The sequence below is a fragment of the Stenotrophomonas maltophilia group sp. SKK55 genome (assembly GCF_057179845.1).
In genome coordinates this window covers 89,091-115,004 of record NZ_JBXUHP010000018.1, presented here as the reverse complement: position 1 = coordinate 115,004, position 25,914 = coordinate 89,091, and the positions used below count along the sequence as shown (strand labels likewise).

Annotated in this window: 21 protein-coding genes; 20 read left to right on the top strand and 1 reads right to left on the bottom strand. The window is 68.0% G+C overall.

Going from position 1 to position 25,914, the window contains the following annotated elements; translation table 11 throughout:
• Positions 1 to 47: 47 nt before the first annotated feature.
• The 3 genes from thrA to thrC are packed head-to-tail and all read left to right on the top strand — an operon-like array spanning position 48 to position 4,779.
• Positions 48 to 2,552, top strand: coding sequence for a bifunctional aspartate kinase/homoserine dehydrogenase I (gene thrA, locus AC2A1N_RS09520; RefSeq protein ID WP_134968648.1), 2,505 nt, complete (start codon positions 48 to 50; stop codon positions 2,550 to 2,552).
• On the top strand, positions 2,549 to 3,463 hold the full coding sequence (locus AC2A1N_RS09515; RefSeq protein WP_111201725.1) for a homoserine kinase: 915 nt from the start codon (positions 2,549 to 2,551) through the stop codon (positions 3,461 to 3,463). Before thrA ends, AC2A1N_RS09515 begins: the two co-directional genes overlap by 4 nt.
• 29 nt (positions 3,464 to 3,492) lie before the next feature.
• Complete coding sequence (thrC, locus tag AC2A1N_RS09510; RefSeq protein WP_242891534.1) at positions 3,493 to 4,779, top strand: threonine synthase; 1,287 nt, start codon at positions 3,493 to 3,495, stop codon at positions 4,777 to 4,779.
• A gap of 57 nt (positions 4,780 to 4,836) precedes the next feature.
• Here thrC and AC2A1N_RS09505 read toward each other — a convergent pair whose 3' ends face one another.
• Positions 4,837 to 5,589: a Crp/Fnr family transcriptional regulator gene (locus tag AC2A1N_RS09505; protein ID WP_005416324.1), complete on the bottom strand. Its 753-nt coding sequence runs from the start codon at positions 5,587 to 5,589 to the stop codon at positions 4,837 to 4,839.
• A gap of 126 nt (positions 5,590 to 5,715) precedes the next feature.
• On the opposite strand from AC2A1N_RS09505, the gene hisS reads away from it, so the two are divergent.
• The 17 genes from hisS (at position 5,716) to AC2A1N_RS09420 (ending at position 25,910) form a co-directional block, all read left to right on the top strand.
• Positions 5,716 to 7,110, top strand: coding sequence for a histidine--tRNA ligase (hisS, locus tag AC2A1N_RS09500; protein ID WP_188248188.1), 1,395 nt, complete (start codon positions 5,716 to 5,718; stop codon positions 7,108 to 7,110).
• 440 nt (positions 7,111 to 7,550) lie between these two features.
• The gene (locus tag AC2A1N_RS09495) at positions 7,551 to 7,859 is read left to right on the top strand and encodes a YerC/YecD family TrpR-related protein (protein ID WP_088497315.1); all 309 of its coding nucleotides are present in this window, start codon (positions 7,551 to 7,553) and stop codon (positions 7,857 to 7,859) included.
• Between the two features lie 34 nt (positions 7,860 to 7,893).
• Complete coding sequence (hisG, locus tag AC2A1N_RS09490) at positions 7,894 to 8,805, top strand: ATP phosphoribosyltransferase (protein ID WP_049438529.1); 912 nt, start codon at positions 7,894 to 7,896, stop codon at positions 8,803 to 8,805.
• The gene (gene hisD, locus AC2A1N_RS09485) at positions 8,802 to 10,097 is read left to right on the top strand and encodes a histidinol dehydrogenase (RefSeq protein ID WP_242891536.1); all 1,296 of its coding nucleotides are present in this window, start codon (positions 8,802 to 8,804) and stop codon (positions 10,095 to 10,097) included. Before hisG ends, hisD begins: the two co-directional genes overlap by 4 nt.
• The gene (hisC, locus tag AC2A1N_RS09480) at positions 10,094 to 11,188 is read left to right on the top strand and encodes a histidinol-phosphate transaminase (protein WP_242891538.1); all 1,095 of its coding nucleotides are present in this window, start codon (positions 10,094 to 10,096) and stop codon (positions 11,186 to 11,188) included. The genes hisD and hisC overlap by 4 nt, the downstream gene beginning before the upstream one ends.
• The gene (hisB, locus tag AC2A1N_RS09475) at positions 11,185 to 12,258 is read left to right on the top strand and encodes a bifunctional histidinol-phosphatase/imidazoleglycerol-phosphate dehydratase HisB (protein ID WP_242891541.1); all 1,074 of its coding nucleotides are present in this window, start codon (positions 11,185 to 11,187) and stop codon (positions 12,256 to 12,258) included. The genes hisC and hisB overlap by 4 nt, the downstream gene beginning before the upstream one ends.
• Positions 12,255 to 12,857: an imidazole glycerol phosphate synthase subunit HisH gene (hisH, locus tag AC2A1N_RS09470; RefSeq protein ID WP_242891556.1), complete on the top strand. Its 603-nt coding sequence runs from the start codon at positions 12,255 to 12,257 to the stop codon at positions 12,855 to 12,857. The genes hisB and hisH overlap by 4 nt, the downstream gene beginning before the upstream one ends.
• A complete protein-coding gene (gene hisA / locus AC2A1N_RS09465; RefSeq protein ID WP_061477830.1) occupies positions 12,854 to 13,588 on the top strand; it encodes a 1-(5-phosphoribosyl)-5-[(5-phosphoribosylamino)methylideneamino]imidazole-4-carboxamide isomerase in 735 nt (244 codons plus the stop codon). Before hisH ends, hisA begins: the two co-directional genes overlap by 4 nt.
• On the top strand, positions 13,582 to 14,358 hold the full coding sequence (gene hisF, locus AC2A1N_RS09460) for an imidazole glycerol phosphate synthase subunit HisF (RefSeq protein ID WP_242891565.1): 777 nt from the start codon (positions 13,582 to 13,584) through the stop codon (positions 14,356 to 14,358). The genes hisA and hisF overlap by 7 nt, the downstream gene beginning before the upstream one ends.
• Entirely contained in the window at positions 14,348 to 14,968 is a 621-nt protein-coding gene (gene hisIE / locus AC2A1N_RS09455; RefSeq protein WP_242891574.1) for a bifunctional phosphoribosyl-AMP cyclohydrolase/phosphoribosyl-ATP diphosphatase HisIE, read from the top strand. The genes hisF and hisIE overlap by 11 nt, the downstream gene beginning before the upstream one ends.
• 127 nt (positions 14,969 to 15,095) lie before the next feature.
• On the top strand, positions 15,096 to 16,685 hold the full coding sequence (locus AC2A1N_RS09450) for a calcineurin-like phosphoesterase C-terminal domain-containing protein (RefSeq protein WP_242891576.1): 1,590 nt from the start codon (positions 15,096 to 15,098) through the stop codon (positions 16,683 to 16,685).
• Between the two features lie 35 nt (positions 16,686 to 16,720).
• A complete protein-coding gene (locus AC2A1N_RS09445) occupies positions 16,721 to 17,005 on the top strand; it encodes a hypothetical protein (RefSeq protein ID WP_005409434.1) in 285 nt (94 codons plus the stop codon).
• 84 nt (positions 17,006 to 17,089) lie between these two features.
• Positions 17,090 to 18,112: a glucokinase gene (locus tag AC2A1N_RS09440; protein ID WP_061477826.1), complete on the top strand. Its 1,023-nt coding sequence runs from the start codon at positions 17,090 to 17,092 to the stop codon at positions 18,110 to 18,112.
• Between the two features lie 51 nt (positions 18,113 to 18,163).
• Entirely contained in the window at positions 18,164 to 19,162 is a 999-nt protein-coding gene (locus AC2A1N_RS09435) for a glycosylasparaginase (protein ID WP_242891578.1), read from the top strand.
• Positions 19,159 to 19,896 carry a copper homeostasis protein CutC gene (locus AC2A1N_RS09430; protein ID WP_242891580.1) on the top strand — a complete coding sequence of 246 codons (738 nt, stop codon included), beginning with the start codon at positions 19,159 to 19,161 and terminating at the stop codon, positions 19,894 to 19,896. Before AC2A1N_RS09435 ends, AC2A1N_RS09430 begins: the two co-directional genes overlap by 4 nt.
• Positions 19,897 to 20,289: 393 nt before the next feature.
• Positions 20,290 to 23,247, top strand: coding sequence for a TonB-dependent receptor plug domain-containing protein (locus AC2A1N_RS09425; protein WP_484372096.1), 2,958 nt, complete (start codon positions 20,290 to 20,292; stop codon positions 23,245 to 23,247).
• Between the two features lie 161 nt (positions 23,248 to 23,408).
• Positions 23,409 to 25,910: a heavy metal translocating P-type ATPase gene (locus tag AC2A1N_RS09420; protein ID WP_242891584.1), complete on the top strand. Its 2,502-nt coding sequence runs from the start codon at positions 23,409 to 23,411 to the stop codon at positions 25,908 to 25,910.
• The last annotated feature ends 4 nt before the right edge of the window (positions 25,911 to 25,914 follow it).

Below are 25,914 nucleotides of genomic sequence, written 5' to 3'. Positions count from 1 at the left end.
GGGAAACTCGACACCTGCATGCGACGGGGCCTCCTACCGAGGTCTGCATGTCTTCCCACGCTCCCGCTCATTCCGTTGCCCCGGCCGACCTGGCTGCACCGTCCACCGTCGTGCACAAGTTCGGCGGCACCTCGGTGGCCGATGCCGAACGCTATCGCCATGTGGGCGGCCTGCTGCTGGCCCGCCCCGAATCGCTGCAGGTCACTGTTGTCTCGGCGATGAAGGGCGTCACCGACGCGCTGATCGAACTGGCCCAGCTGGCGGCCAAGGGCGATCAAGGCTGGCGTGAGGCCTGGCATGCCCTGCGCGCACGCCATCGCGGCGCTGCCGTGGCGCTGCTGGGCGAGCAGGTGGGCGAGACGGTTGAATGGATCGACGCCCGCTTCGATCAGTTGGCCGAAGTGCTGGCCGCGCTGGCAGTGATCGGCGAGCTGCCGCGCGAGGTGCTGGACCGTGTGCAGGGCTTGGGCGAAGTGTTTTCCGCACAGCTGCTTGGTACCCACCTGCGCGCGCTGGGCGAAGACTGCGCGGTACTCGACGCGCGCGATGTGCTTGTGGTCGGGCATGGCGAACTCGGCGTGGATGTCGACTGGGAAGCCAGTGCCGACCGCCTGGCCAAGTGGCGCCTGCAGCATCCGCAGCCGCGCCTGGTTGCCACCGGATTCGTCGCACGCGATCGCGATGACCGCATCACCACCCTCGGCCGCAACGGCAGCGACTATTCCGGTGCGATCTTTGCCGCGCTGTTCAACGCTGACGAGCTGCACATCTGGACCGATGTCGATGGCGTGCTGTCGGCGGACCCACGGCTGGTGCCCGAGGCGGTGCAGCTGGAAGCGCTGAGCTACGACGAGGCCTGCGAACTGGCGTACTTCGGCGCCAAGGTGGTGCATCCGCAGACCATGTCGCCGGCGATCCGCCTCGGCCTGCCGATTTTCATCCGCAATACGTTCCAGCCGGCGCATCCGGGTACGCGGATCAGCGCCGAGCGCTCGCCGCGCGGGCCGGTGAAGGGCCTGACCCTGAGTCCCGGCCTGGCCCTGCTGAACCTGGAAGGCACCGGCCTGATCGGCGTGCCGGGTACCGCCGAGCGCGTGTTTGCCGCCCTGCGCCAGGCGCAGGTGTCGGTGGTGATGATCTCGCAGGGTTCCTCGGAACATTCAATCTGCTGCGTGGTGCGTGCTGCCGAAGCCGGCCGTGGCCGTGATGCACTGCTGCACGCCTTTGCGCACGAGTTGTCAGCGGGACAGGTGCAGCGCGTGCAGGTCAGTGAGGGCGTCAGCGTACTGGCTGCGGTCGGTGACGGCATGGCCGGGCAGCCAGGTGTGGCGGCGCGCCTGTTCGAGGCACTGGGGCGTGCGCAGGTGAACATCCTGGCGATCGCGCAGGGCTCGTCCGAGCGCAACATCTCGGTCGCCGTGGATAGTGCCGATGCCACCCGTGCGTTGCGCGCGGCGCATGCAGGCTTCTGGCTGTCGCCGCAGACCTTCGCGGTCGGTGTGATCGGGCCCGGCAACGTTGGCGCCGCACTGCTGGATCAGTTGCTGGCCGCGCGCCCGCAGCTGCTGGCCAAGGCCAATGTGGATCTTCGCCTGCGTGCGCTGGCCTCGCGTTCGCGCATGCGCCTGGAAGTGGACGGCCTGCATGCGGACTGGCGTGAGGCCCTGCGGGACGCGGGTGAATCCAGCGACCTTGATCGTTTCACCGAGCACCTGCTGGCTGCGCACCTGCCGCATGCGGTGGTGATCGACTGCAGTGGCAGTGCCGAGGTGGCCGAGCGCTACGAGGGCTGGTTGGCGGCGGGCATCCATGTGGTCACCCCGAACAAACAGGCGGGTGCCGGGCCGCTGCCGCGCTACCAGCGCATCCGCGCCGCCGCAGCGGCCAGTGGTGCGCGCTTCCGCTACGAGGCCACGGTGGGCGCGGGCCTGCCGGTGATCACCACGCTGCGCGACCTGGTCGATACCGGTGACGAGGTGCTGGCCATCGAGGGCATCTTCTCCGGCACGCTGGCCTGGCTGTTCAACCGCTTCGATGGCAGCCAGCCGTTCTCGCAGCTGGTCGCGCAGGCGCGGTCGATGGGCTATACCGAGCCGGACCCGCGCGATGATCTGTCCGGTGTGGACGTGGCACGCAAGCTGGTGATCCTTGCACGCGAGGCCGGCCACGCGCTCAGCCTGGAACAGGTACAGGTGGAAAGCCTGGTGCCGGCACTGCTGCGCGACGGCAGCGTGGATGACTTCATGGCGCGGCTGGGCGAGTCCGACGCCAGCCTGCTGCAGCGCCTGCAGGATGCGCGGGCGCGTGGCGCGGTGCTGCGCTACGTGGCACGGCTGGGCACCGACGGTGCCTCGGTGGGCCTGCAGGAACTGCCGGCCGACCATGCCTTCGCCAACCTGCGGCTGACCGACAACGTGGTGCAGTTCCGTACCCGCCGCTACTGCGACAACCCGCTGGTGGTGCAGGGACCGGGCGCTGGACCGGAAGTGACGGCGGCGGGCGTGTTCGCCGACCTGCTGCGGGTAGCCGCTGGCGAGGGAGCACGCCTGTGATCGCACGTGCATTTGCGCCCGCCTCGGTGGCCAATGTGGCGGTGGGCTTCGACATACTGGGGCATGCCATTGCAGGCGTTGGCGATACGGTGAGCGTGCGGCGTATCGATGAGCCGGTGGTGCGCATCGAGGCCATCCGTGGCAGTGCGGTCGAACTTCCACTGGAGGCGGCCGGAAACACGGCAGGTGCGGCGTTGATGTCGCTGCGCGCAGGGCTGGGCCTGCACTTCGGCTTCGCGGTGGAGATCGACAAGGGCATTCCATTCGGCTCCGGCATGGGGGGCTCGGCAGCCTCGTGCGTCGCTGCGCTGGTTGCTGCCAATGCATTGCTGGATGCGCCGCTCTCGCGCGAGGCGCTGTACCCGTTTGCGCTGGATGGCGAGGCCGTGGCCAGTGGGGGCCGCCATGGTGACAACGTGGGGCCGCTGCTGCTCGGCGGGCTGGCGTTGTGCACGGCTGACCGCCTGCTGCCGATCCCTGTGCCAGCCAGTTGGCACAGCCTGCTGGTGCACCCGCACGCGGTGCTGGAAACCCGTCTGGCACGCCAGGCGCTGCAAGGCAGCTATGCGCTGGGTGAATTCGTGGCGCAGAGTGCGAATCTTGCGCTGGTGCTCAGCGGCTGCCATCGCAGCGACGCGGCGCTGGTGCGCGCTGGCCTGCGCGATGTGCTGGTGGAGCCGCGACGGGCGGGACTGATCGGCGGCTTCGAGGCGGCTCGCGATGCGGCGTTGTCAGCCCGCGCAATGGGCGCAGGCATCTCCGGTGCCGGCCCCAGCGTGTTCGCCTGGTTCGAAGATGCCGACCAGGCCCACGCTGCCGCGGCGCCGGTGCAGGCCGCATTCGCTGCTGCCGGCTTTGACAGCGATGCCTGGGTGTCGCCTCTGGATACGCCGGGAGCCCGGCTGTGCTGAATCCTTCTCCCTCTTTGGATACTGAACCCATGCAATTCGTTTCGACCCGCGGCCGGTCCCCGGCCGTTGGCCTCAGCGCGGCCATTGCTGCAGGCTTGGCACCCGATGGTGGCCTGTACGTGCCCCAGGCACTGCCGGCGCCACGTGAGCTGGAAGCCGGTGCGACCCTGGCCGATACCGCCGCAGATCTACTGGCACCGTTCTTCGCCGGGGATGCGCTGGAGGCCGGATTACCGTCGATCTGCCGCGAGGCGTTCGACTTCCCGGTGCCGCTGCGCGCGCTCGGCGACGGTGACCACGTGCTGGAACTGTTCCATGGACCGACGGCGGCGTTCAAGGACATTGGTGCGCGTTTCCTGGCCGGTACGCTGTCGCGGCTCCAGGCCGGCAAGGACCGCGACCTGACCATTGTTGTCGCCACGTCTGGCGATACCGGCGCCGCCGTTGCTGCGGCGTTCCATCGCCAGCCGGGCGTGCGCGTGGTGGTGCTGTATCCCGATGGCCGCGTGTCACCGCGCCAGGCGCACCAGCTCGGCTGCTTCGGTGACAACATCCAGGCGCTGCGCGTGGCCGGTGCCTTCGACGACTGCCAGGCCATGGTCAAGCAGGCGCTGGCCGACCGCGAACTGCAGGCACAGGTGCCGCTGAGCTCGGCCAACAGCATCAGCCTCGGTCGCCTGCTGCCGCAGATGAGTTACTACGCACATACGGCACTGAGCCACTACGCCTTGCATCGTCGCCGGCTCAACCTGGTGGTGCCGACCGGCAACCTGGGCAACGCAATGGCCGCAGTGCTGGCCCGCGCGCTGGGCGTGCCGATCGGACAGATCGTGCTGGGCACCAATGCCAACGCCGTATTGCCGGCGTACTTCAACGGTGGCGAGTACTACCCGCAGGCCAGCGTGGCGACCGTGGCCAATGCCATGGATGTGGGGGCGCCCAGCAACTTCGAGCGCCTGCGCTGGCTCTACCAGGGCGACGATGCCGAACTGCGTGCTGCCTTCCGGGCGTTTGCGGTGGATGACGTGACCATCCGGGCCACCATTGCCGCCGCGCATGCCAGCAGGGGCGAGCTGTTCTGCCCGCATACGGCTACGGCGGTGAAGGTGCTGCAGGACCTGCGCGCCCGTGGTGCCAAGGGCGACTGGGCGGTGGTGGCCACCGCGCATCCGGCCAAGTTCGAGGCCGTGGTCGAGCCGTTGATCGGCGAACCTGTGGCCGTGCCGCCGGCATTGGATGCGTTGTTGCAACGGCCGGCGCACGCCGAACCGTTGGCCGCCGATTACGCGGCGTTGCGCCAGGTGTTGTTGCGTTGATCGGAGATGGATGTGGTTGCCGGCCGCTGGCCGGCAATCCCAGCAACCGCAGTGCGGTCAGATCAATCCTTCACCGGCCAGTGTGCGCAGCCCGTCCTCGTCGAGGATCTCCACTACGTTCAGGTGGGGCAGGGCAATCAGCCCTTGCTGGCGCAGCTTGGTGAAGGTGCGGCTGACCGTTTCCATGGTCAGGCCCAGATGGTCGGCGATGTCGCCTCGGCCCATCGGCAGCGACACGCGCAGGCCGTCGCCGCCCAGCCTGGCTTCACGCGCGGCCAGGCGCAGCAGGAAATCAGCCAGCTTCTCGGCCGGCTGCAGGCGTGCCAGCGCCAGTGCAGCGTCCTGCGCGGCATCCAGTTCCTGGCAGGCACGCTGCAGCAGCTTGCGCTCCAAGTGCGGGAAGCGGCTGCGGAGCGCCTTCATCTGTGGCAGCGCGACGCGGCAGACACGGCTGTCGGCGATGGCTTCGATGTCGTAACGGTGATGGTCGCTGCCGCTCAGGCCCAGGTAGTCGCCGGGCAGCACGAAGCCGTTGATCTGGCGGCGGCCGTCGGCCAGGGTGCGTACCAGGCGCAGTGCGCCGGCAGTCAATGTATAGACATGGTCGCGTTCTTCACCCGTGCGGGCCAGCGTGCTGCCCATGCTGACCTGCTGCGAAACGGTGACCTGTTCCAGCGCCTGCACTTCATCGGGCGACAGCGCCGAGCACACCGCAAGGTGGCGAACCGAGCAGTGCAGGCAGTCCAGCGTGGTGCAGGACGGCGAGGCGGGATCGTTGGTGGCGGGCGGAGCGCCGGAAGGCCGTGACATGTTGCGGGGGCGTATCGCGGGCGGGGAGGGCCTTATGATACTTCAAGCGGCCGTTCGACCCTGCCCGAGGCGGGGGCGCTAGAATGTCGCCCCCTCCCACGTCCCGTTCCAGCAGGAGTTCCGCCCGTGATCAAGCCCCGTACCCCGCCCGGCACCCTTGAACTGCTGCCGCGCGAGCAGATTGCGTTCCAGCGCATGCTGGACGTGATCCGCCGCAACTACGAGCGCTTCGGGTTCCTGCCGGTGGAGACGCCGGTGTTCGAGCTGTCCGACGTGCTGCTGACCAAGTCCGGCGGCGAGACCGAGCGCCAGGTGTACTTCGTGCAGTCCACCGGTGCGCTGGCCAATGCGGCCGAATCGGGCGACCGTTCGCTGCCGGAGATGGCGCTGCGCTTCGACCTGACCGTGCCGCTGGCACGCTACGTGGCCGAGCACGAACACGAACTCACCTTCCCGTTCCGTCGCTACCAGATGCAGCGCGTGTACCGCGGCGAGCGTGCCCAGCGCGGCCGTTTCCGCGAGTTCTACCAGTGCGACATCGACGTGATCGGCAAGGACAGCCTGAGCGTTCGCTATGATGCCGAAGTGCTGGCGGTCATCCACGCCGTGTTCTCGGAACTGCGCATCGGTGACTTCAGCATCCAGCTGAACAACCGCAAGCTCATGCGCGGCTTCTTCGAGAGCCTCGGCGTGGCCGAAGGCGAGCGCCAGCTGGCGGTGCTGCGTGAAGTGGACAAGCTGGACAAGCGCGGCGCCGATTACGTGCGCGAGACGCTGGTGGGCGAGGGCTTCAACATCCCGGCCGAGCAGGTCGAGAAGATCCTGGCATTCGTGGCCGTGCGTTCGCAGGGCCATGCCGATGCGCTGGCGCAGCTGGCAACGCTTGAAGCCGACGCCGGTTCTTCGGAGATCCTGCGTACCGGCGTGGCCGAACTGCGCGAAGTGCTGCAGCTGGTGCAGGCGCTGGGCGTGCCGGAAACCGCGTACTGCCTGAACTTCTCCATTGCGCGCGGCCTGGACTACTACACCGGCACCGTCTACGAGACAACGTTGACCGACCACCCGCAGATCGGCTCGATCTGCTCGGGCGGCCGCTACGAAGACCTGGCCAGCCACTACAGCAAGTCCAAGTTGCCGGGCGTGGGCATTTCCATCGGCCTGTCGCGCCTGTTCTGGCAGCTGCGCGAGGCCGGCTTGATCGATGGCATCGAGGCCAGCAGCGTGCAGGCGCTGGTGGCGCTGATGGACGAGCAGGGCATGCCGCAGTCGCTGGACATCGCGCGTCGGCTGCGCGCCGGTGGCATCAATACCGAAGTGCAGATGGAGCCGAAGAAGATCGGCAAGCAGTTCCAGTACGCCGCCAAGGCGGGCATCCGCTTCGTGGTGCTGGCCGGTGAGGACGAGCTGGCGCGCGGCGTGGTGGCGGTGAAGGACCTGGTGCGCGAGCAGCAGTTCGAAGTGTCGCGCGATGAACTGGCCAGCACCCTGCAGGTGGAGCTGGAGCAGTCCAAGGTGATGTAACGGCCACTGGCAGCATGCAACGCTTCAAGGAAACGCCCACCAACCGGTGGGCGTTTTCGTTTCCGGGCCCCGGCCGTCCCGACAGCTCGCGGCCAACTGTCGAAGGCGGGGTGGGTCCGGTTGAGGGGGCGTGAGCCGCATAAATGCGGCGACCGAGCTTACATGGGTGAGGGCGCTTTGCTTGCGAAGCACTGCTTCGCAAGCGCCCGAACGCACAGCCGCCAGCGGCTGGGCCGGGCCCCGGAGGGGTACTTGCAGCGCCCCCCTCAAGCGGATCCATCCCGCCAACCCTCGGAAACCAGCTTTGCTGTTGCTCTGGCTCTTGCCTCTGCGGGTGCAGGGCAGCAGCCCTGCCGTACCCCAACTGACGATTTGACGCACTGCGCAAGAATGCGCTAATGTACTAACGCGTTATTACATTGATGCATGGAAACAGCCCCGTGAAAGCCCGCCCCGAGATTGCCGCCAAAGACCCGAAGGCCGACCTGGAAGCCTTGGCCCTGGCCTTTGCCGCCCTGCGCGAGCCGGAGCAGGTGGAAGCCTTCCTGCGCGATCTGTGCACGCCGGCCGAACTGGAAGCCATGGCCGACCGCTGGAAAGTGGTGCCGTTGCTGCAGCAGGGCGTGCCGTATCGCGAGATCCACGAGCGCACCGGCGTGAGCGTGACCACCACCGGACGGGTGGCGCGCACGCTCGAGCATGGCCATCGAGGCTATGCCGCTGCCATCGACCGCCTTGCTTCGCGCTGATCCGCGCCCCGTTCCGAACTTCGAGACCTCCCCCATGAGTGCAACCCAGGCAGCGCCGGCAAGAGACCGGCTGCGTATCGCCATCCAGAAGAGTGGCCGGCTGGCCGAGCCCGCCCGCAACCTGCTCAGCGCCTGTGGCCTGAGCTGGCGCGAAAGCCGTGACAAGTTGTTCTGCTACGGTGAATCGCTGCCGGTAGACCTGCTGCTGGTGCGCGACGACGACATCCCCGGCCTGATCGCTGACGGCGTCTGCGACCTCGGCATCGTCGGCCGCAATGAACTGGACGAGCAGGCCGCGGCACGCCGCCAGATCGGCCTGCCTGACGCCTATCAGGCGCTGCGCGGGCTGGGCTTCGGCCAGTGCCGGCTGATGCTGGCGGTGCCGGAGGAATGGCAGTGGCAGGGTCCGGCGCAGCTGGCCGGTACCCGCATCGCCACCAGCTACCCGGCCATCCTCACGCAGTGGCTGGCGGAGCAGGGCGTGGACGCGCAGGTGGTCGAATTGTCCGGTTCGGTGGAAATCGCCCCACGCCTGGGCACTGCCGACCTGATCTGTGATCTGGTCTCCAGCGGTGCCACGCTGCGCGCCAACCAGTTGACCCCGGTACACAACCTGCTCGACAGCGAGGCGGTGCTGGCCGGTGCAGTAAGGGTGCCGGATGATGCACGGGCTTCGCTGCGCGCGATGCTGCTGCGCCGCCTCGATGGCGTGGTGCAGCGCCAGGACCGCAAGCTGCTGATGTTCCGCGCCAGCGAGGACCGCGTCGACGCGCTGGCGCAGTTGCTGGCCGATGCCGAGCCGCTGGTGCGGTTGCCGGCCGATGGCGGTGCGCTGCGCCTGCAGACCATGTGCCCTGGCCCGCTGAGCTGGCAGCGCATGGAGGAACTCGAGCGCGCGGGTGCGCAGGGCCTGATGGTACTGAGCGTGGAGCGGTCGCTGGCATGAACCGTCTGATCTGGTCCCGACTTGATGAGGCCGCGCGCAGCGCGGCATTGACCCGCCCGGTGCAGACCGTGGCGCAGCAGACCCGCGACGCGGTGGCGACGCTGATCGCACAGGTACGCACGCAGGGCGACGACGCGCTGCGTGCGATCACCGCACGCTTCGATGGTGTCGAACTGTCGTCCTTTGAAGTGAGCGAAGCCGAGTTCGCGGCGGCCGAGGCCGCTGTCCCCGCCGAACTGCGCCAGGCCATGGTGGACGCCGCCGAGCGCATCGCCCGCTTCCACGCCGCCGGCATGGGCAAGGGTTACGCGGTTGAAACTGCGCCGGGCGTAGTCTGCGAACGCATGCTGCGCCCGATCGGTCGGGTGGGCCTGTACGTGCCGGCCGGCAGCGCGCCGCTGCCGTCTACCGCGCTGATGCTGGGCGTTCCGGCACAGCTGGCCGGCTGCCCGCAGGTGGTGCTGTGCACGCCGCCGCGCGCCGATGGCAGCGCAGACCCGGCCGTACTGGTGGCGGCGCGGCTGACCGGCGTGCAGCGCGTGTTCAAGCTGGGCGGCGCGCAGGCGATCGCTGCCATGGCCTATGGCACCGCAAGCATTCCCGCCTGCGACAAGCTGTTCGGGCCGGGCAACAGCTTCGTGACCGAAGCGAAGCAGCAGGTCGCACAGGAGGGCGCCGCCGCCATCGACATGCCGGCCGGCCCGTCGGAAGTGCTGGTGATCGCCGATGCGGGTGCCAATCCGGCGTTCGTGGCTGCCGATCTGCTGTCGCAGGCCGAGCATGGCCCGGATTCGCAGGTGCTGCTGCTGACCGACGATGCCGCGATGCTGGCGGCGGTCGAGGCCGAAGTGGAGCGGCAGGTGGCCCTGCTGCCGCGCGAGCAGATCGCGCGCCAGGCGCTGTCGGCCTCGCGCCTGATCCAGGTCGATTCGCTGGAGGAAGCCTTCGCGATCAGCAACCGCTATGCGCCCGAGCACTTGATCCTGGCGCTGCGCCAGCCGCGCGACTGGCTGGACCAGGTGCAGGCGGCCGGCTCGGTGTTCCTGGGGGACTTCACCCCCGAAGCACTGGGCGACTACTGCAGCGGCACCAACCACGTACTGCCCACCGCCGGTGCCGCACGTGCCTACAGCGGCGTGAGTGTTGCCAGCTTCCAGAACCTGATCAGCGTGCAGAGCGCCAGTGCCGCCGGCCTGGCCGCGATCGGCGGCTGCGCGCGCATCATCGCCAGCGCCGAAGGCCTGGATGCCCACGAGCGTGCGGTTGCATTGCGCATGGAGTCCGCCGCATGAGCGCCGCCATTGATGACGTGCTGGCACTGGTGCGCCCGGATCTGCAGGCCTTCGCCGGCTACAGCTCGGCGCGCAGTGCGGTGGTGCAGGGCGAGGTCTGGTTGAATGCCAACGAGTCGGCCTGGGCCAATCCGGCCGATGCGGCTGGCAGCAGCCGGCGCTATCCGGAGCCGCAACCGTTGGCGTTGCGCGAAGGCTTGGCGGCGCTGTACGGCGTGACGCCGCAGCAGCTGCTGGTCGGCCGCGGCAGCGACGAGGCCATTGATCTGCTGGTACGCGCGCTGTGCGTGCCGGGTCGCGATGGCGTGCTGGTCACGCCGCCGGTGTTCGGCATGTACGCCGTCTGCGCGCGCCTGCAGGGTGCCGCATTGATTGAAGTGCCGCTGGTGGACAGCGAGGATGGCCTGCGCGCCGATCTGGATGCGGTGATCGATGCGGCCAAGGCGCAGGGTGCCAAGCTGGTGTTCCTGTGCGCACCGTCGAACCCGGCCGGCAGTGACATCGCCTTGGAAGAGGTCGAGCGTGTGGCGGTTGCGCTGCGCGGGCAGGCGCTGGTGGTGGTGGACGAGGCCTATGTGGAGTACGCGCAGCGCCCGTCGGCGACCACGCTGCTGGCCGCGAACCCGAATCTGGCGGTGCTGCGCACGCTGTCGAAGGCGCACGCTCTTGCTGCCGCGCGCATTGGAACCCTGATCGCCGCCCCGGAACTGATTGCTGTGCTGCGCCGCTGCCAGGCGCCGTACCCGGTGCCGACGCCGTGCGCGGAACTGGCAGTACAGGCGTTGCAACCCACCGCGCTGGCCCGGACCGCTGAACGCGTAGCCACGGTGATTGCCGAGCGCGAACGCCTGCGCGTGGCGCTGCTGGGCCTGCCCGGCGTGCGTCGCGTCTACGGCTCATCCGGCAACTACCTGCTGGTCCGCTTCGCCGATGCCCAGGCCGCGTTCGATACGCTGCTGGCTGCGGGCGTGGTGGTGCGTGACCAGCGCGCCGCGCCGCAGTTGGGTGATGCGCTGCGCATCAGCATCGGCAGCCCCGAAGAGAATGACCGCGTGCTTGCGACCCTGTCGGCGCGGAGGGCCGCAGCATGACCCCGATCCTGTTCATCGACCGCGACGGCACCCTCATCGAGGAGCCGTCCGATTTCCAGATCGATGCCTACGAGAAGCTGCGCTTCGTGCCGCAGGTGATCCCGGCGCTGCTGAAGCTGCGTGATGCCGGCTACCAGTTCGTGATTGTCACCAACCAGGACGGCCTGGGCAGCGACAGCTACCCGCGCGCCAGCTTCGATGGCCCGAACGACCTGATGCTGCAGATCTTCGAGAGCCAGGGCATCGCCTTCCGTGACGTGCTGATCGACTGCAGCTGGCCGCAGGACAATGCGCCGACCCGCAAGCCGGGCATCGGCCTGATGACTGGCTACCTGCAGGACCGCAGCATCGACTGGGCACGCTCGGCCATGGTTGGCGACCGCATCACCGACCTGCAGTTCGCCGACAACCTCAACATCCGGGGCTTCCAGTTGCGTACCGAACAGTTCGGTGGCGAGTGGGACTGGCCGGGCATCGCGCACGCGCTGGCCGACGCGCCGCGCACCGCCGTGGTCCAGCGCAACACCAAAGAAACGAAAATCCGCGTTGAGCTGGACCTGGATCGCGCCGGTGATGCGCGCATCGCCACCGGCCTGCCGTTCTTCGACCACATGCTCGAACAGATCGGCAAGCACGGCGGCTTCGCCCTCGACATCCAGGCCGAGGGTGACCTGCACATCGACGAGCACCACACCATCGAGGACACCGGGCTGGCCCTGGGCCAGGCCCTGCGCGAGGCGCTGGGCGACAAGCGCGGCATCGGCCGCTACGGCTTCACCCTGCCGATGGACGAGACCCTGGCCAGCGCCGCGCTGGACTTCAGCGGCCGCCCGTACTTCGTGTTCGAGGGCGAGTTCAAGCGCGAGCGGGTGGGCGACATGCCGACCGAGCTGGTGCCGCATTTCTTCCGCTCGCTGTGCGATGCCAGCGGCCTGAACCTCAACCTGCAGGTGCGCGGCGACAACGATCACCACAAGGTGGAGGCCTGCTTCAAGGCGCTGGCGCGCGCACTGCGCCCGGCGCTGGCCCGGCAGGGCACGGCACTGCCGAGCACCAAGGGGGCATTGTGAGCGACGTCGCGCTGATCGATGCCGGAGGTGCCAACCTGGGCTCGGTGCGCTACGCACTGGAGCGCCTGGGCGCGACGGTGCGGCTGGTGCACGACGCGGACGGCCTGATCGGCGCGCAGCGGGTGATCCTGCCCGGTGTCGGCGCCGCCGGTCCCGGCATGCAGCGCCTGCACGCGCAGGGCCTGGTGGAACCGCTGCAGCGACTGGAGGTACCGCTGATGGGCATCTGCCTCGGCATGCAATTGCTGTTCGAGCGCTCCGAGGAAGCGGGTGTGGAGACACTGGGGCTGATTCCCGGCGTGGTGCGCAAGCTGGTGCCGGCCTGCGGCATCCGCGTGCCACACATGGGCTGGAACCGGCTGCTGCCACTGCGCGAATCGCTGCTGCTGCGAGGCGTGCCGGAGCGTGCCAGCGCCTACTTCGTGCACAGCTATGCGGCGCCGCTCAATACCCACACCGTCGCTGCCTGCGACCACGGCGGCCTGTTCACTGCCGTGGTGGAGCAGGGGCGTTACTACGGCGCACAGTTCCACCCCGAGCGTTCCGGCGAAACCGGCTCGCTGATGCTGCGCAATTTCCTCGAGGGCACTGCTGCATGAGTTTCATCGTCTACCCCGCGCTGGATATCCGCGATGGCCGCGTGGTGCGGCTGCGCCAGGGCGACTACGCGCAGGAAACCTCCTACGGCGACGATCCGCTGCCGCGCGCGCAGGCGTTCGCCGCGCAGGGGGCGCAGTGGATGCATCTGGTCGACCTGGATGCTGCACGCGCCGGTGGCTATACGCTGGCGCCGCTGCTGGCGGCGATCCGCGCGCACACGCCGCTGCAGGTGCAGACCGGCGGTGGCGTGCGCGGCCGCGACGACGTGGCGCGCATCCTCGATGCCGGCGCCGGCCGCGTGGTGGTCGGTTCGCTGGCGGTGCGCCGCCCCGATGAAGTGGTGGGCTGGCTGGAGGAATTTGGCGCCGAGCGCATCACGATTGCGCTGGACGCGCGCCAGGACGCACAGGGGCAGTGGCAGCTGCCGGTGCACGGCTGGACCGAGAACGCCGGGGTGACCCTGGATGACCTGGCCCAGCGCTACGCGCGCGCTGGCATGCGCCACCTCTTGTGCACCGACATCGCCCGCGACGGCATGCTGGCCGGGCCCAATATCGGCCTCTACCAGCACCTGTCGGCATTGCTGCCAGGGGTGGCGGTGCAGGCGTCCGGCGGCATCCGTGACGTGGCCGATGTGGCCGAGGCGCGTGCCGCTGGCTGCGGCGGTGCGATCCTCGGCAAGGCGCTGCTGGAACAGCGCATGGACCTGGCGGAGGCACTGGCATGTTGAGCCGGCGCATCATTCCGTGCCTGGACGTGCGCGATGGCCGCGTGGTCAAGGGCGTGCGTTTCCGCGACCATGTCGACATGGGCGATATCGCCGAGCTGGCGCAGCGCTATCGCGACCAAGGGGCGGACGAGCTGGTGTTCTATGACATCGGCGCCAGCCCCGAGGCGCGTTCGGTCGACGTTGCCTGGATCGAGCGCATCGCGCGGCTGATCGACATTCCGTTCTGCGTGGCCGGGGGCATCGACAGCGTGGAAACCGCGCGTCGCGTGTTGTTCGCCGGTGCCGACAAGGTGTCGATCAACTCCCCCGCGCTGGGCCGCCCGGAACTGATCACTGAACTGGCCGACGAGTTCGGCGTGCAATGCGTGGTGGTCGGTGTCGATTCGGTGCGCGAAGCGGATGGCCAATGGCGGGTGCGCCGCTTCAGCGGAGACCCGGACAAGACCCAGGCGGTGCCACTGCGCACCCTGGACTGGATTGTCGAGGTGCAACGTCGGGGCGCCGGTGAGATCGTGCTGAACTGCATGGACAGCGATGGCGTGCGCCGCGGCTACGATGTCGCACAGTTGCAGCAGGCGCGGGCACTGTGCCAGGTGCCACTGATCGCCTCCGGTGGTGCCGGTGCGATGGAGCACTTCGCCGAAGCCTTTGACCAGGCCGACGTCGATGGTGCGCTGGCGGCGAGCGTGTTCCACAGCGGCGCCATCGCCATTCCAGAATTGAAGCGCTACCTGCGCGGACAGCAGATCGAGGTGCGGGATGTCTATTGAAGTCAGGCCTTCGTTGGACGCATTGCAGGCACTGGACTGGGGCAAGGGTGACGGCTTGCTGCCGGCCGTGGTGCAGGATGCCGATACCCTGCAGGTGCTGATGCTGGGTTATGTCAGCGCAGAATCGCTGGCGGCCACGGTGGCCATCGGCCACATGACTTTCTTCAGCCGCAGCAAGCAGCGGTTGTGGACCAAGGGCGAGCAGTCCGGCAACGTGCTGGTGGTGCAATCGATCAGCGTCGACTGTGACGCCGACACGCTGCTGGTGATGGCACGCCCGGCGGGGCCGACCTGCCACACGGGTGCGGAGAGCTGTTTCGACCAGGCGCCGAAGGACTTCCTGGGCGGGCTGGGCCAGTTGGTCGCGATGCGTGAGGCGCAGCGCCCGCCGGGCAGCTATACGACCCGCCTGTTCGAGGGCGGCATCCGCCGCATCGCACAGAAGGTGGGTGAGGAGGGGGTGGAGACCGCGCTGGCGGCGGTTGCGCAGGATGACGAGGCACTGCTCGGTGAGGCTTCGGACCTGCTGTACCACCTGCTGGTATTGCTGCGCGCGCGCGGTCTGTCGCTGGACGATGCGCGGGCGGTGCTGGAAAAACGCCATCGTTGAAGAAGGCGTGCGGAGCAGCGCTCCGCACCTACCTGTAGAGCCGAGCCATGCTCGGCTGTTTTTCTTGAATGCAGCCGGGCATGGTTCGGCTCTACAATACCGCGTCTCTTTCTGCCGGATGCCTCCCATGAAACTGCCTGCCGCCTGGCTGTGCTGCCTGTTGCTGACCTCGCCGGCCTGGGCTGCGGACACCGTGGTCACCGGCAAGGTCTATCTGGAGCGTGACGGCAAGCCGGGCCGCGGTGCGACCGATCCGGGCCTGGCCGGGGTGCAGGTCTCCAACGGCGAGGCCATCGTCAAGACCGCCGCCGACGGCAGCTACAGCCTGCCGGTGCGTGATGGCCAGACCGTGTTCGTGATCAAGCCCGATGCGTATTCGTTCCCGAAGGCGGCAGACGGCCTGCCTTCGTTCTGGCGCCATTTCCGCCCGAACGGCTCGCCGGCGCTGAAGTACGGCGGCATCGCCGCCACCAGCGATGTCACCCGCAACTGGGATTTCGCGCTGCAGCCGGATCGCCGTGACAGCCGTCGCGGCTTCCAGATGCTGGTCTTCACCGACTCCCAGACCGCCAGCCTGAAGGACATCGGCTACTACCAGCAGTCGATCGTGTCGCCGCTGGTCGGCCAGACCAAGGCGCGCATGGGCACCACCCTGGGTGACATCGTCAACGACGATCTGACCCTGTATCCGGCAATCAACAAGGTCACTACGTCGCTGGGCGTGCCGTGGTTCCATGTGCCGGGCAATCACGACCTCGATTTCGATGCAGCCAGCGACGAGCATTCGCTGGACAGCTGGCGCAACATCTACGGCCCGGACACCTACGCGGTGGAAGAGGGCGGTGCCAGTTTCGTGTTCCTCGACGACGTGGTGTATGACCCCAACGCAAGGCCGAAGTATGTCGGTGGCCTGCGCGAAGACCAGTTCGCTTTCCTTGCCAGCTACCTGAAGGGCCTGCACAAGGACCGCCTGCTGGTGCTGGGCATGCACATCCCGCTGTTCGACGCCGCGCCGGGGCGCGAGACCTTCCGTCATGCTGACCGCCAGCGCCTGTTCGACCTGCTGAAGGACTTCCGCAACGTGCTGGTGCTCAGTGGCCACAGCCACACCCAGCAGCACGTCTACCACGGCAAGGCCGACGGCTGGAACGGTGACAAGCCGCTGCACGAATACAACGTCGGTGCCAACTGCGGCGCGTTCTGGTCGGGGGTGAAGGACGCCGCCGGAGTGCCGGACAGCACCATGAGTGATGGCACGCCAAAGGGCTACGCGTTGCTGGACGTCGCCGCCAATGGCAGTTACAAGCTGCAGTACCGCGCTGCGGGCAAGCCGGCCAGCGAGCAGATCGGCCTGCATGCGCCGAAGGTGCTGCGCCAGGGGGCCTATCCGGCGTGGGGTGTCTACGCCAACGTCTACATGGGCGAGGACGCCAGCGTGGTCGAGTACCGCGTCGATGGCGGTGCCTGGCAGCCGATGAAGCAGGTCAGCCAGCCCGATCCGCGCCTGATGGTGGAGAACGTGGCCGATGATCTGGCCAGCAGCCTGCGCGGCTACGACCGTTCGCCGGAGGCCACCGCGTCGCCGCACCTGTGGCGTGGCGCGCTGCCGACCGACCTGGCCGTGGGCAGCCACAAGGTCGAAGTACGCTCTACCCAGCCTGATGGTGCAGTGTTCACCGCCACCACCCGCTACAGCCTGCAGACGGCCCAGCCCTGATCCCCCGCATCTCCGCTCCAGCGAAAGGACCCCGCATGGATATCCGCTTCATGGCCGGCACCACGCCAGTCACCCTCAGCCGCCACTGGTTCACCGGTGCGATGCTGCTGCAGAGCGCCACCGAGAAGGTCTGGGTGCAGCATCCGCTGCATCCGGGCACCCACTTCTCGTTCTCGCTGGTACAGTCGTGGCTGCGCCACATCGCCGGCCATGAGGTGCTGGTCGAGCGCACCCGGCCGCTGTTGTTCGCCGGCTTCCGCCCGCAGCGCCTGCGCGTGCTGGTGGATGGCGTGCAGGTGGCCGAACAGGAAGGCATGTAGGCCAACCTGAACCGCCGGCGCGCTAGGCAAAGCCGTCCCGATGCCTGAGAATCGGGGCGATTCAATCGATCCAAGCAGGCCAGCGTGACCATCGCAGCAGCGTCCCCGGTTTCCACCGACTCCGCCCGCGGCGGTCTTCCGCGCAGTCTCGTTGTCGCCGATGTCGGCGGCACTTTCGCCCGTTTGGCGCTGGCTGAAACGCAACCCGGCCAGGCACCACTGCTGGGCAGCCATCGCACCTATGCCTGCGCCGAGCATCCCAGCCTGGCCGCGATCCTGGCCGATTTCACCGCTGGCCTCGGCCAGCCGGTACAGGCCGCGGTGGTCGCCATCGCCGGCCTGCTCGATGGCGATGTGTTGATCAATTCCAACCTGCCGTGGACGGTCTCGCTGTCGGCCACGCGGCTGCAGTCCGGGCTGCATGAGTTGCAGCTGATCAATGATTTTGAAGCGGTGGCGTTGGCCATTCCCTACCTGCAGCCTGACACCCTGGTGCCGCTCAATGGCGATGCTGACCCGGCGCAGGCGTTCCCGGCGCTGGTGCTGGGCGCCGGTACCGGCCTGGGTGCAGCATTGCGCTTTGCCGACGGCGAGCGTCCGGTGCTGGCCAGCGAGATCGGCCATGCCGCGCTCGGCGCCGGCAACGCGCTGGAGCTGCAGGTGCTGGACAAGCTGCTGCAGCGCTGGCCGCACGTGGACAACGAGCGCGTGCTGTCCGGCAGTGGCCTGATGAACCTGTATCCGTGCCTGTGCGAACTGCGTGGCGTCACTCCGGTGTGGAGCAGTACCGAGGCACTGATCGGTGCCGCACGCAGCGGTGAGGATGCGCTGGCGGTGGAAACGCTGCAGGTGTTCTGTGCCTGGCTGGGCAGCCTGGCCGGCGACGCAGCGATCGCGGTGGGTGCGCGTTCGGTGTACCTGGCCGGGGGCATTTCTGCGCATGTGCAGGATTTCCTGGCCGATGGTCGCTTCCGTGAGCGCTTCCTCAACAAGGGCGTGCTGACCGAGGTGCTGCGCCAGGTGCCGGTATGGCGCGTGGAGCATGGCCAGCTGGGCGTTCTCGGCGCAGCGGTCTGGTACGCCGCACGGCAGCCCACGCACGACTGATCGGCGTGGCCGGCATCGGGCCGGCCGTGCATTGCAGACTGGGAGGGGAAGATGGTGGATCGCAGGCAGTTCCTGCAGGCCGGCGCACTGGCCGCAGGCATGGTGGCCTTGCCGGGCGTGCAGGCGCGCACGCAGGGTGGGGCCAGGGTGGTTTCGACCTGGGACTTCGGCGTGCCGGCCAACCAGGCCGCGTGGAAGGTGCTGGCGCAGGGTGGCAGCGCACTGGATGCAGTTGAAGCCGGTGCACGCTGGGCCGAGAGCGAGCTGTGCAACCCCACCGTCGGCCATTGCGGCAACCCGGATCGCGACGGCGTGCTCAGCCTGGACGCCAGCATCATGGATGGCGATGGCCGTTGTGGCGCGGTGGCCGCGCTGGTCGACATCCTGCATCCGGTGTCGGTGGCCCGCAAAGTGATGGAAAACAGCCCGCACGTGCTGCTGGTGGGCGAGGGCGCGCAGCAGTTCGCGGTGCAGCAGGGTTTCGAGCGCAGGCACCTGCTCACGCCGCAGGCCGAAGCGGCCTGGCGCGAGTGGCTGAAGACCGAGAAGTATCAGCCGCAGATCAATGCCGAGCGCCGTGGTATTCCCGGCAACAGCGACAACCACGACACCATCGGCATGCTGGCGTTGGATGCCAAGGGCCATCTTGCAGGTGCCTGCACCACCAGCGGCATGGCCTGGAAGCTGCACGGCCGGGTCGGCGACAGCCCGATCATCGGTGCCGGCCTGTATGTCGACAACGAAGTGGGTGCGGCCACCGCGTCGGGCGTGGGCGAGGAGATGATCCGCAATGCGGCCTCGTTCCTGGTGGTCGAGCTGATGCGCCAGGGGCGCTCGCCGGCCCAGGCCTGCCGCGAGGCAATCGACCGTGTGGTGCGCAAGCGGCCGGAGGCGAGCAAGACCCTGCAGGTGTGCTTCCTGGCCATGAACAAGCAGGGCGAGGTGGGCGCCTACGCGTTGCATCGCGGCTTCGTCTACGCCGTGTGCGATGCGCAGCGCCATGATGACCTGCGCGATTCGCCGTCGATCTATGCGAGCACTCAGGCGTGAGCACGCGGCTGACCCTGGAGATCGCCAGCAACTCGCTGGCCTCGGCGCTGGCCGCGCAGGCCGGCGGTGCCGACCGCATCGAACTGTTCGAGAACCTGGCCGAGGGTGGCACCACGCCGTCGTTTGCCACCATCGCGATCGCCCGCGAACGCCTGTCGATTCCGCTGTTCGTGCTGGTGCGCCCGCGCCCGGGCGACTTCCACTACGACGCATTGGAAACCGAACTGATGCTGCGTGACATCGCGCAGTGCCGCGCGCTGGGCTGCGATGGCGTGGTGATCGGTGCGCTGGATGTGCAGGGCGGTATCGACCTGGCGTTGTGCCGTGAACTGGTGCAGGCCGCCGGGCCGCTGCAGGTGACTTTCCATCGTGCCTTCGACGCGGCCCGCGACCTGTCGGCGGCGCTGGAGCAGGTGATCGGACTGGGTTGCCAGCGCGTGCTGACCTCGGGCGGCCAGGTCAGCGCCGAGGCCGGCGCCGATGTGCTGGCGGGTCTGGTCACCCAGGCGGCGGGACGTATCACGGTGATGGCCGGCGCCGGGCTGGGCCCGGCCAACATCGCCGCCGTTGCGCGACGGACCGGCTGCACCGAACTGCACGCCTCGGCCAAGGGCCTGCGCCGCTCGGCGATGCAGTTCCAGAACCCGGCCCTGCGCGGCCTGGACCCGGACTGGAGCCAGACCGCCACCGCGACCGTGGCCGCGCTGCGGCAGGCGCTGGACGGCGCAAGGTAGCCCGCTTCTGCTGTAGAGCCGAGCCAACGCTCGGCTGCGCTTTGCGGCAAACGACATCAGCCGAGCACGGGCTCGGCTCTACAGTCGCACGCGACGACGCGGACAAAACCGTTCCGCGCGCGGTTGTCGCGATCGTGTCATTGACGTGTGCGCTGTTCTCTCAGCGATGTTTCGCAACCCTTTGATTGTTCTTGATACCTGCGGCTGATAGCGGCATTGCGTAGGGTGTTGCTGCATCGCCGCATGCCCGGCGCGGTTCAGCTGTGCTTTAGTTTGGATCGATCCACAGGGGAGGGGGCTGGGACGGTCGTGAACCGATCCCGGCACCCGGATCAGCCGTCGTGCTACGCCACCACCTGTCCGCGCGTCCACACTTTCCAAGAGCAACCACCCATGGCTCAGTCCGTTCGCAAGCGTCGTCACCTGCTGTCCCAGGCACTGGTCCTGGCCCTGTTGCCCCTGGCCGCGGGTGCACAGGAAGCGGCCAGTTCGTCCACCAAGGACTTGGATGCGGTCACCGTTACCGGTTCGCGCATCAAGCGCGCCGCGGTCGAAGGCCCGGCCCCGGTCAACGTGATCACCGCGCAGCAGATCCAGAAAGAGGGCTTCGTCAGCGTGTATGACGCGCTGAAGACGCTCACCGAAGCAACCGGTACCGTCGAAGCCGCCTCGCAATGGGGTTCGCACACGCCCAATGCCAGCGGGCTGAACCTGCGCGGGATGGGCCCGAACCGCTCGCTGCTGCTGGTGAACGGCCGTCGCGTGGCCGATTACCCTCTGCCGTATGGCGGTGAAACCAATTTCTCCAACTACGGCAACATTCCGGCCGCAGCGGTCGAGCGCATCGAAGTACTGACCGGCGGCGCCTCGGCCATCTACGGTTCGGATGCGATCGCCGGCGTGGTCAATGTCATCCTCAAGACCAACTACGACGGCGACGAAGTGCGCGTGCGCGGCGGTACTTCCACCGAAGGCGGGCGCGATACCTGGGACCTGTCATGGGCCGGCGGCAAGACGGGTGACAACTGGAGCGTGACCTATGCGCTGCAGTACACCAAGCGCGATCCGTTGTTCGGCCGCGACCGCCCGCAGATGGACGATGCCGATGATGCGCCGTATGCGTCCTGGAACATGGAGCAGCGCAAGGTCGGCTTCCGCCCCACCTCGGGCCTGGCGTTGATCGATCCGACGACGGGCCAGCGCTTGGCGCCACCCACGGGCACCTGCGAGAAGTTCGACGGCGAGTACTACACGGCCGATCGACTGGTCTACAACTACGCCGCCAACCGCATCACCAACACCGGCCGCCTGTGCGGCATGAGCGCCGACTACGCCAACTGGCTGCTGACCGGTGGTGCCGAGAACGTGTCCGGCAACCTGTATGCCACCTTCGATTTCAGCAGCGACCTGCAGGCCTGGACCAACCTGGCGGTGTACCGCTCCGAAGCGATCTGGGGCACCAACCCGCCCAGCGTCTCGCTGATCGACGACGACAACGGCTATTACTGGGATGCCAACCGCAACCGCCCGATCCTGGGCGTGCGCCAGTTCACCCCGAACGAAGTCGGCGGCCTGGATACGCTGCGCAACACCAACCGCGAACTGTCCTGGGACTGGAGCGCCGGCCTGCGTGGCCGCCTCGCCGACCGCTTCGACTGGAGTGCTACGGTGGGGCGCTCGTATTACCGGGTGGAAGAACGGCAGAACGTGGTCGACAAGCAGAAGTCGTACGACTACTTCCTGGGTCCGAAGCTGGGTACCACCGCCGATGGCGAGGCGATCTACGCACTGAACGAATCGCGCTGGTGGAACCCGCTGACGCCTGACCAGTACTGGCAGATGGGCACGGTGGCCAGGAACCGCGCGTCATCGTGGGTCAACCAGGCCTCGGCGGACATCACCGGCGAGCTGTTCCAGGGCTGGGCCGGCCCGATCTCGTTCGCCGCCGTGGCCGAAGTCGCGCAGCAGGGCTATCACCTCAGCCCGGACCCGCGCGCCGGCATCGACTTCGATCTGCAGAACGTCGATCGCGGTGGCGGTGAGCGCACCCGTTACTCGGCCGGCGTCGAGTTCAAGATCCCGCTGCTGGAGAGCGTGACGGCCACCGCCGCCGCCCGCTACGACCGCTATGGCAACTACAAGGCCGATGACAGCAGTGAAGCGCTGGATATCGGCAGTCAGAAGGAGACCACCTGGAACGTCGGCCTGGAATGGCGCCCGGTCGAATCGCTGCTGGTGCGTGGCTCGTACGCCACCAGTTTCCACGCGCCGGACATGCACTACCTCCTGGGCCAGCCGAGCAGTTCCGAAGTGCAGACCTATGACCGCCTGCGCTGCATCCAGAGCGGTGCCTACCTGGTCAACAACTGTGGCGTGGGCAACACCGATGTCTGGTACACCTTCGACGTGAACCGGCGTGGCACGCCGCTGCTGCGTTCGGAGACCGGCGATTCGTGGACGGTCGGCTTCGTCTGGGACGTGATGCCCAACCTGTCGGTCAGCGCCGACTACTGGGCGATCAAGCTGGAAGACATGATCGTCGACGTCGGCGCCGACGAGGTGCTGGCCAGCGAGGCCGGCTGCCTGACCGGCAAGAACATCGATGGCACGCCGTGGGCCAATCCGGCCGGTGGCGACTATTGCGCCGGCATCCTGGCCCGCGTGAACCGCGACAGCAGCGGCCGCCTGGTATCGATCGAGCGCGGCCCGTTCAACCTGGCCAGCCGGGAAGTGCGCGGCATCGACCTGACTGCACGCTATCGCCTGGAAACCGCGCAGTGGGGCAGCTTCCAGCTGGGCCTGAACTACACCAACCAGATCTCGACCAAAGAACAGCGCTACGCCAACGACCCGAACCCGGAACGGCGCGACCGAGACCTGCGCAGCAAGCTGCGCGCGAGCCTGGCCTGGCAGCGCGGCAACTGGAACGCCAACGTCTATGCCGACCGCGTGGGCTCGGTGCCGGGCGTGCGCTATCACTGGGGCACCGATCGCCTGGACAACCCCGGCGGCTGCCTGCCGTTCGCCGACGGCTACGTGCCCAGTGACAGCCCGTCGCTGAACTGCCTGGAACCGGCACAGTTGCCGGATGGCTCGGTGAACCCGAACCCCAACGCGGGCCAGCAGACCTCGCGCTACTTCGGCCGGGTCGGGCCGTTCATCACCTGGAACGTCAACGTGGGTTACCAGGTGACCGAGCACGCCAAGGTCAATGTCTACGTCAACAACGTGTTCAATTCGGCCAGCTGGAACCACAAGGACCCGTACAAGCTGGACTACGACTTCGCCCCGACCCGGTTGCTGAGCGCGGTCGGCCGCGAGTTCGCATTGGAGTATGTGTTCACCTTCTGAGGAGACCGACCTCCGCCGGTAGATCCACGCCATGCGTGGATGCGGAAACGGGACGCCGGGGGCGGCGCTCCCTTCAGGCATGCGGACAGGCTGGATTTGACCTTCCCACGATGGCAAGGTTTAGCCTGTCCGCATCCAGAAGGAAACCCGGGAATCCGATCATGAGCACGCCGCGCGCCGCTGCCGCCCCCGCCAGCCCCTCCACCATCAGCCTGCCCATCGAGGGCATGACCTGCGCCAGCTGCGTGGGCCGGGTCGAGGCAGCACTGTCCAAGGTCGAGGGCGTGGGCAGTGTCTCGGTGAACCTGGCCACCGAGCGGGCGGACATTCGTCCGTCGGGCCCGGTGGATCGCGCGGCGCTTGTCCAGGCAGTGGAGCGGGTGGGCTATGACGTGCCCGCGGCGACCACCGAGCTGGCGGTCGAAGGCATGACCTGCGCTTCCTGCGTGGGCCGTGTCGAACGCGCGCTGTTGGCCGTGCCCGGCGTCAGCCAGGCCAGCGTCAACCTGGCCACCGAGCGCGCCACGGTGCGTGGCATGGCGGACGTGGCTGCGCTGGTCGCCGCGATCGACAAGGCCGGCTATGACGCACGTGTGATCGAGGCGGGTGTGCAGTCCGATGATCAGGCTGCGGAAAAGAAGGATGCCGAGCGCGCCGGGCTGAAGCGCGACCTGATCGTGGCCACCGCGCTGGCACTGCCGGTGTTCGTACTGGAAATGGGCTCGCACCTGATTCCCGGCATGCACGCATGGGTGATGTCCACCCTCGGCATGCAGGCCAGCGGGTACCTGCAGTTCGTGCTGACGCTCCTGGTGCTGGCCATCCCCGGGCGCCGCTTCTATCAGAAGGGCGTCCCCGCATTGCTGCGCCGTGCGCCGGACATGAATTCGCTGGTGGCGGTGGGCACCGCCGCGGCGTTCGGCTATTCGATGGTAGCGACCTTTGCACCGCGGCTGCTGCCGCCGGGCACGGTGAACGTCTACTACGAAGCGGCGGCGGTGATCGTCGCGCTGATCCTGCTCGGTCGCTTCCTGGAGGCCCGGGCCAAGGGCCGCACCTCCGAAGCGATCAAGCGCCTGGTCAACCTGCAGGCCAAGGTGGCCCATGTGGTCCGTGACGGCCGCGCGGTCGACATGCCGGTCAATGAAGTGCAGAGCGGCGACCTGGTGGAAGTGCGCCCGGGCGAGCGCGTGCCGGTGGATGGCGAGGTGGTTGGAGGCCGCAGCTACATCGATGAATCGATGATCAGCGGCGAGCCGATTCCGGTCGAGAAGCTGCCGGGCAGCAGCGTGGTGGGTGGCACGGTCAACCAGAAGGGCGCACTGACGGTGCGGGCCACGGCCGTGGGCGCGCAGACCCTGCTGGCGCAGATCATCCGCATGGTCGAACAGGCGCAGGGCTCGAAGCTGCCGATCCAGGCGGTGGTCGACAAGGTCACGTTGTGGTTTGTGCCGGCGGTGATGCTGGCCGCGCTGGCGACCTTCGCAGTCTGGCTGATCTTCGGTCCATCGCCGGCACTGAGCTTCGCACTGGTCAATGCGGTGGCGGTGCTGATCATTGCCTGCCCGTGCGCGATGGGCCTGGCCACGCCGACCTCGATCATGGTCGGAACCGGTCGTGGCGCCGAAATGGGCGTGCTGTTCCGCAAGGGCGAGGCCCTGCAGCTGCTGAAGGACGCGCAGGTGGTGGCGGTGGACAAGACCGGCACGCTGACCGAAGGCCGCCCGCGCCTGACCGATCTGGAGATTGCCGCTGGCTTCGATCGCAACAGGGTTCTGGCGGCAGTGGCCGCGGTGGAGTCGCGCTCGGAGCATCCCATCGCCCGCGCGATTGTTGATGCCGCGACCGGGCAGGGCATCACGTTGCCGGGCATGGTCGGCTTCGAATCGGTCACCGGCATGGGCGTGCGGGCCAGTGTCGAGGGTGCACGCGTGGAGGTCGGTGCCGATCGCTTCATGCGCGACCTGGGCGTGGACATCACTGAATTCGCAGCATTGGCGGCGGAACTCGGCACGCAGGGCAAGTCACCGATGTACGTGGCCATCGATGGACGCCTGGCCGCGATCATCGCGGTATCCGATCCGATCAAGCCGAGCACCCCGGCAGCGATCGCGGCACTGCATCGGTTGGGCCTGAAGGTGGCGATGATCACCGGCGACAACGCCGGGACCGCACAGGCGATCGCGCGCCAGCTCGGCATCGATGAAGTGGTGGCCGAGGTGCTGCCGGAAGGCAAGGTCGAGGCAGTGCGCCGGCTGAAGGCCACGCATGGGCACCTCGCCTTCGTCGGCGACGGCATCAACGATGCCCCTGCGTTGGCTGAAGCCGATGTCGGCCTGGCCATTGGTACCGGCACCGACATCGCGGTGGAGTCGGCCGACGTGGTGCTGATGTCGGGTAACCTGCAGGGCGTGCCCAATGCCATTGCGCTGTCCAAGGCGACGCTGGGCAACATCCGGCAGAACCTGTTCTGGGCGTTCGCCTACAACACCGCATTGATTCCCGTCGCTGCCGGCGTGCTGTACCCGGCTTGGGGCGTGCTGCTGTCGCCGGTGTTCGCGGCCGGTGCGATGGCGCTGTCCAGTGTGTTCGTGCTGGGCAACGCGCTGCGCCTGCGCCGCTTCCAGCCGCCGATGGCCGATGCCGCCGCTGCCGCCCACTGAAGGA